The organism is Terriglobus albidus, assembly GCF_008000815.1.
Lineage (GTDB): Bacteria > Acidobacteriota > Terriglobia > Terriglobales > Acidobacteriaceae > Terriglobus > Terriglobus albidus_A.
The window spans coordinates 1,447,939-1,459,884 of sequence record NZ_CP042806.1 but is presented as its reverse complement, the minus strand read 5'-3'; the positions used below and the strand labels follow the sequence as shown (position 1 = coordinate 1,459,884).

Here is an 11,946-nt window from a genome sequence, read left to right as displayed (position 1 = left end):
ACAACGAGCTGCAGATCGAGAAGGTGCGATCGGCCTACATTCTCTTCGCTGCCGGTACCGGCTTTCGTGGTTACGACAAGATTCCGGATCGTCCAACAAGCGAAATTCATGCGGGTGTGCAGGCCACACTGAACAAAGCAGCGGCAAAACCACTCCAGCTTCTACAGAACCGTCACATCGCCGCACATCAGAGGTACTTTCGCCGCGTTTCCCTCGATCTTGGAGAACAGGACAAGATGCGCTCCACGGCAGAACGTGTGGCGGAGTTTGAGAAGAAGCCGGATCCGTCTCTGCTGGCGCTTTACTTCCAGTTTGGCCGCTACCTTCTTATCGGCAGCTCCCGCCCCGGCACACTTCCGGCGAACCTGCAGGGCATCTGGAACAATGAGCTTCGTCCGCCGTGGAGTTCCAACTGGACCTCAAACATCAATGTGCAGATGAATTACTGGCTGGCGGAGACCTGCAATCTCACCGAGTTCCACCAGCCGTTATTCGAGATGCTGCAGACGCTCGCGAAGAACGGCGCGAAGACTGCTGAAGTGAACTATGGCATGCCCGGCTGGGTCTCTCATCACAACATCGATGGATGGTGCCTCTCCAGCCCGGTAGGTGAAGGCAAAGGTGATCCGACATGGGCAAACTTCGCGATGAGCGCTCCATGGCTGTGTGCTCATCTGTGGGAGCACTACCTGTTTACCGGCGACAAGGGATTTCTCCAATCACAGGCGTATCCCCTCATGAAGGGTGCGGCGGAGTTCTGCTCCGCCTGGCTGGTTTCAGATGGAAAAGGAAGACTCACAACCTGTCCGTCCGTTTCCACAGAGAACGACTTCCTGGCGCCGGATGGGAAGAAGGCAAATGTCAGCGCCGGTTGCACGATGGATATCGCACTTATCCGTGAGCTCTTCAAGAACTGCATCGAAGCATCCAGAGTTCTCGGCATCGATGCGAAGTGGGCCGCACATCTTGGCCATCAGCGTGACAGCATGATTCCCTACGCCATCGGCAAGTATGGCCAGCTTCAGGAGTGGTCTGTCGATTTTGTTGAGTCCACGCCTGGGCAGCGACATATGTCTCACCTCTATCCGCTCTACCCGGGCAATGAGTTCGACATGGAGAGCGCTCCGAAGTGGATGGCTGCAGGCCGTGTCTCCTTGGAACGTCGGCTGGCCAATGGCGGAGCGTATACGGGATGGAGCCGCGCATGGGCGTCTAATCTGTGGGCTCGCCTTGGAGATGGAGCGCAGGCCTGGGCCTCGCTTCAGATGCACATGAAGGTGAGTACCGCCGGCAATTTCTTCGATACGCATCCTTCCGGAAATGGCGCCATCTTTCAGATTGATGGAAACTTCGGCACGACCTCTGCGATTGCGGAGATGCTGCTTCAAAGCCATAACGGTTTGATCCGCATCCTGCCCGCATTGCCACAGGCATGGCCGAGTGGCAGCGTGGCGGGGCTGAGAGCCCGCGGAGGAGTGACTGTCGATATTGCCTGGAACAATGGAGCCATCGCGAAACTAGCGATGGTGGTGCAACATCCGGGAACTCATCGAATTGTGCTTCCTGCGACGTCGAACAAGGTTCGTAGTATTCAGGGAGCGAAGGGTTCGGCGACGATCACTGCTCGCGATGCCGGGATGGAAGTTAAGTTTCCGGCTTCGGGGCGTTATCGTTTTGTCTTTCAGGCTAGCTAGTGTCTTATTTCTCAAGTTCGCGCCGTAAGCTTCGGGTGACAAATGTCTCTCGTGCAGTGAAAAAGCAGGTCCTTCACTTCGTTCAGGATGACAACATTTTTTGATGAGACCTTAGAGACTCTGCCTCACGAGAGAAGCAGATTTCTCCGCTACGCTGCGAAATGACAAACAGAAGTTGGTTCTGTGCAGTTGAGTAGAGCCGAACCCCGGCTCCATTCAACTGCACAGGAGTTTCCATTGCACGCAACGATCTACCTTTCCCTCGACAGTGCGGCCGTTACTGCGTTCCTCCACCGGCAGCGGAAGAGATGCCCACCACCAACTGTGTACCGCTATCCAACTGGATATCCTGCTTTGCGCCGAGCAGGATGCTGGAGGCCTGAGCCATGCGAGGATCTTGCTGGCCGGGCGCGTTGTTCGCCAGCAACACGCCGGGAACCGAGGTGGTGCTGATGGCGATGTTGCCCGTTTTAGCTACAACTGTTCCGGGCGCGGGGCTACCTGCCGCAGGACTATCTCCCCCTCCTGCGGAAGCTGCCGCATTGGAGCTTGGGCTTTGCGCGGCGCCTGCGCTGCTGTCACCACTTGATGCTGCACCAGGGCTGGATGTGCCGCTCGCCGGCGGAGCGCTCATCGCGCCGGACCTGCCGGACGATGCTGCACCGCCCGCCGGAGTAATGGATTGAATTTGCGAATGGACGGGTACACTCTGGCCACCTTTCAGTTCGAGATGATCAAACTGAAGTACGACCTGGGAGTTCTGTCCTCCTTCACTCGCCTTTACGCCCAGTACATGACCTACGAGCTTCGACCCTTTGGGTATATCGGCTCCATCAGCGGTCTTGGCTGGTGTCCTGGTCTGGATTACGACGCTGTCCCCATTCTTAGCAGTCTTTGAGTCCAGCTTGCTGACGAGCTCGCCATTCACTGGGCTCAGCGGTGCACTCGATGCTGCAGCGGTATTGGCGTCCTGACTATCAGGGGCTGCCGGTGCTGTACTGGCAGGATTTTGCCGGGTGGGTGGGCTATCCGATTGCTGGTCGGGCTGGCTGGTTGAGGGTGATTGCTGCGCCACGAGCGTAAAGCTAGCCATGGCGAGTAGGGTCGTGACGAGCGTCGTGCGTGTATTCATGAAAAATCCTCCGTCGGTTGCTACTCACGTTTCCGCACCTTCACGATCTCAGCGGGACACGAAGTCCGTGTGCTGTTGCAACCGGGGTGCCAAACACAGCATTCCCGCACAACCTCCATCAAAAAGCAGTGGATAGAAGGGATTTAATCCAACACTGTTTTATGAGCTATCGATCTAAATCGATGCACCCCGAATTCTCTGCCGGAAAGGCGTAATTCTTTCCGGTCGAAAGTTCCATCAGCTTTCTTTTTCCATCGTCAAACATAATGTTCCGATGCGGCTGATCTCGACCTCTACTGCATCTCCTTTAGCCATATATAAAGGAGGTGTTCTCTTCATCCCCACTCCGCCCGGAGTTCCTGAAACAATCACGTCGCCCGGCGTGAGCGGTGTAAATGAAGAGCAGTACTCGATCAACTCCGCAACCGTGAAGATCATCTGTGATGTGCTTGCACGCTGAACTACGTGGCCATTAAGTTTGGTCGTCAGCTCAAGCGCTTGCGGATTTGCGATCTCATCGGCGGTCACCATCCATGGGCCAAATCCGCCCGTGCATGGGAAGTTTTTGCCAGGGCCAAACTGGGTGGTATGACGTTGCCAATCGCGAACAGAGATATCGTTATAGCAGGAGTATCCAGCCACGTGTGAGAGCGCGTCGGCTGCCGAAATATAACGTCCAGGCTTTCCAATCACGACGGCAAGCTCTCCTTCAAAATCGATCTCGGAGGAGACACGGGGGATGAGCGCGCTTTGCCCATGCGCGACCTGGCTGTCAGCAAAACGGAAGAATGTCGAAGGAAAGGTTGTCTTTGGTCTTCCCGTCTCCAGCCGATGCTCTTCGTAGTTGTGACCGATGCAAAAGATCTTCGATGGATTGGGAACCGGCGGCAGATGCTCGACCGAATCCAGATTGAAGGAACGGCATGAACGGCAGGCATCCTGTAATTTATCCCATGCATTCCCGAGGATGATGCTCTTAAGGTCCGGGAATTCTGTATGGAGCACGGAGCTGACGTCTAAGACACGGCCGTCCTGTACAGCTCCATAGCCTGGAATGCCTTCCTTCATAAAAGAGATAAGCTTCATCGGTTCTCCCTGGTCTGACTTATTAACTGATCGATGTTTCTTTGGATTTGGGCGGAGTGATTAGCGACATGCTGTACGAGCAGGTGGTCAAGAATGAATGACGCAGGCTTGGTCTCCCAGCGTGGGTTCCGGCTTCTTGCTGTGGTCTCCAGCATCTGGTCACTCAAAGGCAACAGCCGGTTGCGCATGGACTCGACACGGTTGCGAATCGATGCCAGCACGTCGGAGAGTGCTCGACTGTCCGTATCAGTAACCGCCTCCAGGCGATCCGGATCGGCATGGGTTCGCCCCCACTCCTGATTGGGATGATGAATGATAGATAGAATCTGTCCGCTCCAATACGGCACAAACTCTTCTATGTGAGAGAGGATGTCCAGAATGGACCACACATCCGCAACAGGACGCCATGAGAGCCAGGCTCTGGGCAACGGCTGGACCTTCGTCTCTATCTCACTCAGGATTGTGTCAATTTGCCGGCAGGCATCTTGTACGCGGGTCATCATGCTCACCTAGGCCACTTCGTCGATTCGATCGAGCGACGCAGTGGGTAGAAGATTAGGATCGGAAGGTGTGATGCCTGGCTCTCCTGTCTTGAGTGTCAGAACCGCCATGGATGCCAGCAGCGACGTACCGGCAACCGCCACAAACATTGCGCGGCTGGAGTGATACTGCTGCTGAAGAAGACCGGCGATGTAGGGCCCAAGAATCGCGCCGAGACGACCGGTTGCGAGCTCTGCTCCAACACCGGAGGCTCTGATGCTTGTCTCATAGGAGCGCGCCGTAAAGTTGTTGAGCAGAAACTGCGCTCCGGGAATACCGAATCCGGCAAGGCCTACCGCAATGAGATTGAAGATGTGTTGATTTACGGCTGCCAGAAGTGCCATGGAGATTGCACCGCAGAACCAGAGGCAGGCCATCCATTGTTTCGCTGCCCCTATGCGATCGATCAGATACGCTCCAAGCAAAGCTCCGAGAAACGAAGCGATCTGCATGATCGCCCCAAAGGAGAAACCCGTGGCAAAGTTCTCTCCGCGCTGAATCATGACGCTCGGAATCCAGCCGGTTAAGGCGTACACACCGAACAGGCTGAGAGACGAAGCGATCCAGATCGTGATACTGGTTCGCCGGTAGGGTGGTGACAATAGAGCTGCGTAGCTGCCTTTTCCCGCCCTGGCAGGGAAAACACGCATCTCAGAGCTCTGGTATTGAGCACGACGGCCAGGATGCAGCTTCGATAAGAGCTCTCGCACCTCGGCGGTACGCTGCTGCAGGGCGAGATAGCGAATCGATTCGGGAAGGCTGGTATAGGTGATGGCGAGCAGAGGAAATGCCAGCGCTCCCAGAAAGTACAAGAACTGCCATCCGAAGCGCGGCGTCAGATAGATTCCAGCGATACTGGCCAACGTAGCTCCGAGAGCCCAGCCAAAGGCTACTCCCCATACCGGCATCAGATTTGAGAATCGGCGCGGCGCAAATTCATTGATGTACGTGGTCGCAAGCGGCATCAACACCCCCAGGCCAACACCGGTGACGAACCGGATAGAACAAAAGGTCACAAGGGATACACCCACAACCGGGGTAAGCACGGTGGCGATGGCCGCAAGGCTTAGCGCATAGAGAAGCACGCTGCGCCTTCCATATCGATCGGCAAGTATTCCATGGCCTGCTGCGCCGAAGAGGAAACCGAACAGGCCGCTCGAGACCAGTAAGCCTCCCTGACTGGGAGAGAGCTTCCAGGCTGGGATCAGATAGTGAACCGCATAGGACGGATTTACCGTGTCGTATCCGTCAAAGACGATCAGGGCGGCCAGCAGGAGAGCCAGCCGGAGGTGAAATCCGGATAGCGGAGCAGAGGCAAGCTCCTCATGCACATCGAAGGTTTGCGAGAGGTGTTGGGCGCTCATACATTCGCCTGGACAGGTTCCTGGTCTGCCTCAAGATACTCCTCGCGCCAGATTCCCAGTGCTTTTTGCGCCACTCGATCGGAGAAGCTGAACAGAATGGACTCCTCTTCCGCTTCATGGCGAACCGGCTGCCATGACGGAACCACAAAAACATCGTTGGTCTCCCATGCAAGCTCTGTATCGCCGACCCATGTCCGTCCACGACCGGAGCTGGCGCAGAAGACAGTCGCGTCGGTGGAACGGTAGCTCTTCCCTTTAAAGCCCGCCGGCAACAGCTGGAGAAATGCGGAGATAGTCGGCATGGGGGATCCGCCGGTAGCCGGATTGGAGTACTGCAGTTTTATGCCGTGCCAGGGGTTATGGTGTCCGCTTGCCTGCAGATGTTGCAAGGCGCACTGGCTACGCTCAAAAGGATAGACAAAGACCGGAGCAGACATGCCGTCGAGCTTGTACTCCAGCGGCAGCAGCCCCATTCCAAACTGATGGAGCGCATCTCCTGGCCTGTGGGCGACAGGTTGTGTTGTTTGCGGATGATGCTGCGCGAAGCTGGTGCAGAAGAAATTTGCGATAGGTATATCCAGACCATCGAGCCAGACCACCTCTGACCCGCCAGGGTTGCCGTGATCATGCCACTGCCATGACGGCGTCAGAATGAAGTCACCGGGACGCATGGTCGTGCGTTCGCCATTGACGGCCGTATATGCACCTTCACCTTCCATGACATAACGAAGTGCTGAGGCGACGTGCCGGTGGCTGGGAGCGACCTCTCCGGGAGCAATCATCTGTAGCCCCGCATAGAGCGTCTGTGTGATCTGCGCTGAGCCGGGCAAGCCTGGATTTTCAAGAATCAGGACACGCCGCTCCGCTTCCTCCGGCGTGATGAGGCGGGCACCTTCGGAGATGAGCGGCCGCATCTCGCGGTAGCGCCAGATGGCTGCGCTCGTCCGGTCGCGCGGAACCGGCGTCACCAGACTTGAAAGCACCTCCCATAACGGCCTGGCGGACTTCTCAGCCAGCCTGCCGTAATACTGACTCCGTGCTTCCGAGATCCCAGGCCGTTCGTGAAACGCCGCTTCTACTGTCATGGTGGTCGCAACCTTCTGTTCGAATCGAGCCCACGTACACGCATACGGAAAGTTGTGCGGCCAGCAATTCGACAGTACACATATATTCAGTACACTGACTAATTGTCAAGAAGCGCTCGCAACTTTAAAGAAGGCGGGTTCGTCTTATTAGAATCTTGAGTATGTCGAACCAAAAGTCCGATTCAGGACAGATGCAGGATTTTCGCTCTCTGCCAGGTCATCTCATCCGGAGGTTGCACCAGGCCTCTGTCGCTCTTTTCGCTGAGGAGTGCGCCTCTCTCGATCTGACACCGGTGCAGTATGCCACCCTGTTTGCCATTGGCGAGTCACCAAAGATCGACGCTACCCGCCTGTCGGAGCAGGTGTTCTTCGATCGCTCGACACTTGGCGCCGTATTGGATCGTTTGGAAAAGAAAGCCCTTGTGGTTCGCAGCGCGAGCGCGACCGATCGTCGGGTGAAAGTGCTGACGCTGACGGCCAAGGGAAAACAGCTGGTAAAACGGGCCTCTCCAGCGGTGCTCAGGGTGCAGGAACGCCTGATGGAGCCTTTGACAGCCAGCGAACGGGAGCAGATGCAACAGCTGTTATCGCGTCTTGCAGAGGTTCATCGGGGACGCGAAACCGGTCCCAAATTAGACGATTAACCCAGCATGATCTTCTTCGCTCAAAGCGTGTAAGCTTGCCCAACAGAGGGTTTCTATGAGCTGCATCATTCCCCAGCCATCCAAAGCAACGGACGGTGAGGCGCCCGTCTCCAAGAAGGGTTGCTGCGCGCCTTCGGCCGATGCCCGACCGGGGGTGGTGGAAGAGCACTCTGGTCTCCTCTCTGGCGCCGATCCCCGAGACCGCATGATCGAGATGCAGGGGGGAACCTTCCTGATGGGAACCGATTATGCCGAAGCCTTTCCGGACGACGGCGAAGGCCCGATCCGTGAAGTGACCCTCGATCCATTCTGGATTGACCGGTATCCGGTGACCAACGAGCTGTTCTCTCAGTTCGTCGAAGCGACGGCATATCGAACCGAGGCGGAACGCTTCGGATGGTCTTTCGTCTTCTGGGCTCACATCCCCAAAGAACGGTTTTACGAGCTTGTGGTCGATACCGTTGCCGCGGCTCCGTGGTGGTGCAAGGTTCCCGGCGCGAATTGGCGAAACCCGGAAGGACCGGGCTCCGCAATCAAGAGCAGAGGCAATCACCCTGTTGTCCATGTCTCCTGGAATGACGCTTTGAGCTTTTGCGAATGGTCAGGACAACGGCTGCCGACGGAAGCCGAATGGGAGTACGCCGCCCGTGGCGGCCTGATACAGAAGCTCTATCCCTGGGGCGATAAGCTCCGGCCCGATGGAGAGCACCGCTGCAATATCTGGCAGGGAGAGTTCCCTCGTCATGACACGGGAGACGATGGATATACGGGAACATGCCCGGTAGACGCATTCCCGCCCAATGGATACGGTCTCTACTCAGCAACAGGCAATACCTGGGAGTGGTGCGCCGACTGGTTCAGCACTGACTTTCACCTCACCGGCAGCCGCATCAATCCGACCGGACCCGAAAGCGGCGAGAACAAGGTGATGAAGGGCGGATCCTTCCTCTGCCACAAGTCCTATTGCAACCGCTACCGTGTAGCCGCACGCAGCTCGAATACGCCAGACAGCTCCACCTCACATATGAGCTTCCGCTGTGCCCGGTATATCTAGTGATGTACAAGGCGTTCTGCGATCACCCGCCAGCTTCCGGGAACAGCATTGAGCCCTCCCGATGCGAATGGACGTTATGTTGCCACCGGGGCGGGTAACTTCGGCGTCAGTACCTCTACGGCGGCGGGTTCAGCAGCACGGCAGTTCCAGTTCGCCGCCAAAGTTACGTTCTGAGCGATTCACACCGAGGGGAGTCCGGGCAGAATGCCATGGGCTCCTCTTCTAAGATTCCCGTGGAAGACATGAGCAATAACAGAAGAGATTTTCTGAAATCGTTAGCGGCTTCAATCCTCGCGCCCGCGGTAACGGCTGAGGCAAATGCATCACAACGGCTCCATAACACTGCAGCTCCGCAGAGAAGGCAGCCGAACGTCCTTCTCATGATCTGCGATGACCTTGGGTATGGCGATCTTGGGTCATACGGATCGAAACTTCCGACTCCGAACCTGGATCATCTGGCGGAGGAAGGAGTTCGATGCGCCCGGCATAATGCAGCGCATCCAATCTGTTCGGCATCGCGAGCTGCGCTGCTTACCGGCCGATATGCAGCTCGCAGCCACACTCCAGGAGCCCTGTTTCCCCATGCCAAAGTTGCCATGGCGCAAGAGGAGCAGACACTTGCAAATCTGTTCCAGGCGAAAGGGTATCGCACCCATGCCATCGGCAAGTGGCATCTGGGGGACGAAGCCGGGTATCTCCCGACAGATCGAGGCTTTGATTCCTTCTATGGCGTTCCCTATAGCGACGATATGCAGCCGCTTCCACTGATGCGAAACGGCGACACTCTGGAGAACGATACGGATCGTGACGAGCTCACGCCACGCTATACAGAAGAAGCGCTCAAGCTGCTTGCGCAGCCGGCGTCCGAACCATTCTTTCTTTATCTCGCCTATTCCTATCCGCACGATCCCGCTCGAGGATCGAAGGCCTTTCGAGGACGTTCAGCATTCGGAGCCTACGGCGATGCTGTCGAAGAGATTGACTGGAGCGTTGGCCGCCTGATGGACGCTCTGAAGCAAAGCGGACAACACGACAACACGATCGTGATCTTCACCAGCGACCACGGGCCGTGGTTTCAGGGTTCGCCGGGCAATACTCGCGGGCGCAAGGGTTCGACCTTCGAAGGTGGCGTGCGCGTCCCCTTTCTTGTTCGGTGGCCAAAGCATGTCCCTGCAGGTGTGACATGTGAAGCATGGACCGGACACCTCGATGTCTTGCCAACGCTCGCCAAATGGTGCAGCCTGGACGCGCCTCGACTTCCTATCGATGGCCTCGATGTTTCTGCCGCTTTCCTGCACCAGAAGACGATGGAGGACAGGACTGTGCTGTATTTCTCGCCTGCAGGCGGCCGAGAGATGGTGCACGGGATCCGGTCCGGTCCATGGAAGCTCCGCATTGCGCAAGGGATCGGCGAGATCTACATCAACGATCAGGGAATGGGCCGCGAACACTATCTTCTTCCGCAACCCGAACTGTACAACCTTGCGTCAGATCCGATGGAAAGTTTCGATATCGCTGACCGGCACAAAGATGTTGTGCAGCGTCTTCTCACTGAGATCGACCGGCAGCTTGAATCGTTCCCGGATACGACTCGCGCACAGTATGCCGAGCTTCGCAATCGGCAGGCTAGCAAGATCACGCCTCCGGGAGCCGCGCCGAGAATCCAGCATGGTCCGTTGCCGGATTGGGCGTGGGAACCACCGGAGCGGCGATAGCGTCTAGTCCTAATAACAACGGCTGATCTGAGAGGGAGGTGCTGAGGTCTGCGTTTGCGGTACCACCGCACGCGGTGTCAGTGCCTCCCACTCCTGTACGGCTACGGCGGCATAGGCGTCGCCTTCGCCCGACGCCTGAAAGACACTGCGCAGGCATCGTGTCGTGACGGTCCGGAAGGTCACTTCATTTATGCCATCCGCTTTCGTTCCGTAGGCTGTGGCATTCTCAACTGGCTTCCACTGATTCCCTGCCCAATATTCAAGATGCCAGGATGCCGGTGCTGCTACACCAACGTTTGATCCTGCGGGTTGGTCATTCCAGAACTGGATTCTCGCTCCGTTGAGTTCCACTGGGTGAGGCCAGTCGTATTCGATCCACTGCACTGGCGGATTGTGCTGAGACCACGATGCCCACATGTCAGGTGGCAAAGGGTTCCTGCGCACGATGCCATCGTTCAAAGCCGCGAGTGCATACTGCACCGGGATCGGCTCATTGGAGGCATGTGCTTCTGCGGCAGAAGCCATATTTCTGGTCGGCGCGGGCGGCGGCGCTGCAGCACGTGTCGGTTTTACCTTTATGATGCCCGCTGGGTTAGAGCTGTCATCCCACGACATCTCGTCGATGGCGACACTGCGACGGAAATGCCCGCCTCCCTTCGCATCTGCCGTGTGATATACGAGGTACCACTTTCCCTGGAAAGCAATCGCTCCAGGATGCGAGGTTGTACTCGAGACCGGATCGAGGATCACGCCGCGATAGGTCCAAGGCCCCAGAGGATTGCTTGCTGTCCCATAGGCAATGCACGCATGATAGATCGCGCGGGTGCAATTGGAATCGGGGCCGGCGTTATTCGCCGCATAGATCATGTAATACGTATTACCGCGGCGAAAAAGCCACGGAGCTTCAAAGAAACCCTTGAGTGTTGTAACTGAGATCTCCGGCGCCTTCGGCGTCACCATATCCTGCTCGAGTTCCATACTGCGTAACTTGCCGAAAGTACCCCAGTACAGAAAGACGCGTCCGTCCTCATCCACCATTACCGTTGGATCAATGTTCTGGATCGTGTTCCGTTCCGGTATCGACTGCGAGACAATAGGCCCCGATGGATGCGCGTCCTTCCACGGTCCAAGAGGGCCGTTAGCAACTGCTACACCGATCGCAAAGGGATCCTGGTTGCTGCTGTGCGCCTGCTGTACTGGCGCGTAGAGATAGAAACGGCCATCTCTTCCAGCAACGATCTGGCCGGCATAGGCATGCCCGGGCTCTGCCCATGAGAACACCGTCTCCGGCCGCAGGATGGCCGGATAGTGCATCCAAGTACCGGATGAGACGCTCTTCGTCGACAGCAGTTGCCACTCCCGCATCGCGAAGTCATTCACATCGGCAGGCGCCTCATCGCGGCCTGCAAGGATGTAGAGCGTGTCGCCCACGACCAACGGCGCCGGATCGGCCGAGTAATACTCGCCATCTGCGAGGATAGGATTGCCTTTGCTGTGAATCACGCGGGGTGTTTGCGACCGCAACGACATGCAACCACCGAGAAGGACAAAGGTGAGGCAGCAGGCAACGTGCTTCATAGCGATACAATGATTCTATCGTTTTGTATACGATTTTGTTTTTCTAAAGGGCTC

Annotated in this window: 11 protein-coding genes; 5 read left to right on the top strand and 6 right to left on the bottom strand. The window is 56.9% G+C overall.

What is annotated here, in order from left to right:
* Positions 1-23: 23 nt before the first annotated feature.
* Entirely contained in the window at positions 24-1,694 is a 1,671-nt protein-coding gene (locus FTW19_RS05805; RefSeq protein WP_222705535.1) for a glycosyl hydrolase family 95 catalytic domain-containing protein, read from the top strand.
* A 277-nt stretch (positions 1,695-1,971) separates the two neighbouring features.
* On the opposite strand, the gene FTW19_RS05800 is transcribed toward FTW19_RS05805, so the two are convergent.
* The 5 genes from FTW19_RS05800 to gtdA form a co-directional block, all read right to left on the bottom strand.
* A complete protein-coding gene (locus FTW19_RS05800; RefSeq protein WP_147646753.1) occupies positions 1,972-2,826 on the bottom strand; it encodes a hypothetical protein in 855 nt (284 codons plus the stop codon).
* 237 nt (positions 2,827-3,063) lie between these two features.
* A complete protein-coding gene (locus tag FTW19_RS05795) occupies positions 3,064-3,912 on the bottom strand; it encodes a fumarylacetoacetate hydrolase family protein (protein WP_147646752.1) in 849 nt (282 codons plus the stop codon).
* On the bottom strand, positions 3,909-4,415 hold the full coding sequence (locus FTW19_RS05790) for a DinB family protein (RefSeq protein WP_147646751.1): 507 nt from the start codon (positions 4,413-4,415) through the stop codon (positions 3,909-3,911). The genes FTW19_RS05795 and FTW19_RS05790 overlap by 4 nt, the downstream gene beginning before the upstream one ends.
* A 6-nt stretch (positions 4,416-4,421) precedes the next feature.
* Positions 4,422-5,816 (bottom strand): MFS transporter, encoded by a 1,395-nt coding sequence (locus FTW19_RS05785; protein ID WP_147646750.1) that lies wholly within the window; start codon positions 5,814-5,816, stop codon positions 4,422-4,424.
* Positions 5,813-6,901, bottom strand: coding sequence for a gentisate 1,2-dioxygenase (gtdA, locus tag FTW19_RS05780; protein ID WP_147646749.1), 1,089 nt, complete (start codon positions 6,899-6,901; stop codon positions 5,813-5,815). The genes FTW19_RS05785 and gtdA overlap by 4 nt, the downstream gene beginning before the upstream one ends.
* Before the next feature lie 161 nt (positions 6,902-7,062).
* Here gtdA and FTW19_RS05775 point away from each other — a divergent pair, with 161 nt between their 5' ends.
* From FTW19_RS05775 to FTW19_RS05765, 4 genes are read left to right on the top strand one after another with little or no spacing between them, the layout of a single operon-like run.
* Entirely contained in the window at positions 7,063-7,545 is a 483-nt protein-coding gene (locus FTW19_RS05775; RefSeq protein WP_222705534.1) for a MarR family winged helix-turn-helix transcriptional regulator, read from the top strand.
* A 55-nt stretch (positions 7,546-7,600) separates the two neighbouring features.
* On the top strand, positions 7,601-8,599 hold the full coding sequence (locus FTW19_RS05770) for a formylglycine-generating enzyme family protein (RefSeq protein WP_147646748.1): 999 nt from the start codon (positions 7,601-7,603) through the stop codon (positions 8,597-8,599).
* 48 nt (positions 8,600-8,647) lie between these two features.
* Complete coding sequence (locus tag FTW19_RS26245; RefSeq protein WP_281292431.1) at positions 8,648-8,773, top strand: hypothetical protein; 126 nt, start codon at positions 8,648-8,650, stop codon at positions 8,771-8,773.
* Between the two features lie 35 nt (positions 8,774-8,808).
* On the top strand, positions 8,809-10,314 hold the full coding sequence (locus FTW19_RS05765; RefSeq protein ID WP_147646747.1) for a sulfatase-like hydrolase/transferase: 1,506 nt from the start codon (positions 8,809-8,811) through the stop codon (positions 10,312-10,314).
* A gap of 9 nt (positions 10,315-10,323) precedes the next feature.
* Here FTW19_RS05765 and FTW19_RS05760 read toward each other — a convergent pair whose 3' ends face one another.
* Complete coding sequence (locus tag FTW19_RS05760; protein ID WP_147646746.1) at positions 10,324-11,892, bottom strand: family 43 glycosylhydrolase; 1,569 nt, start codon at positions 11,890-11,892, stop codon at positions 10,324-10,326.
* Positions 11,893-11,946: the final 54 nt, after the last annotated feature.

What these genes read in the sequence shown, in the direction of transcription:
- FTW19_RS05785 (WP_147646750.1), bottom strand. Translation starts at nt 5,816, where the DNA reads ATGAGCGCCCAACACCTCTCGCAAACCTTCGATGTGCATGAGGAGCTT.
- FTW19_RS05770 (WP_147646748.1), top strand. Translation starts at nt 7,601, where the DNA reads ATGAGCTGCATCATTCCCCAGCCATCCAAAGCAACGGACGGTGAGGCG.
- gtdA (WP_147646749.1), bottom strand. Translation starts at nt 6,901, where the DNA reads ATGACAGTAGAAGCGGCGTTTCACGAACGGCCTGGGATCTCGGAAGCA.
- FTW19_RS05800 (WP_147646753.1), bottom strand. Translation starts at nt 2,826, where the DNA reads ATGAATACACGCACGACGCTCGTCACGACCCTACTCGCCATGGCTAGC.
- FTW19_RS05775 (WP_222705534.1), top strand. Translation starts at nt 7,063, where the DNA reads ATGTCGAACCAAAAGTCCGATTCAGGACAGATGCAGGATTTTCGCTCT.
- FTW19_RS05790 (WP_147646751.1), bottom strand. Translation starts at nt 4,415, where the DNA reads ATGATGACCCGCGTACAAGATGCCTGCCGGCAAATTGACACAATCCTG.
- FTW19_RS05765 (WP_147646747.1), top strand. Translation starts at nt 8,809, where the DNA reads ATGGGCTCCTCTTCTAAGATTCCCGTGGAAGACATGAGCAATAACAGA.
- FTW19_RS05795 (WP_147646752.1), bottom strand. Translation starts at nt 3,912, where the DNA reads ATGAAGCTTATCTCTTTTATGAAGGAAGGCATTCCAGGCTATGGAGCT.
- FTW19_RS05760 (WP_147646746.1), bottom strand. Translation starts at nt 11,892, where the DNA reads ATGAAGCACGTTGCCTGCTGCCTCACCTTTGTCCTTCTCGGTGGTTGC.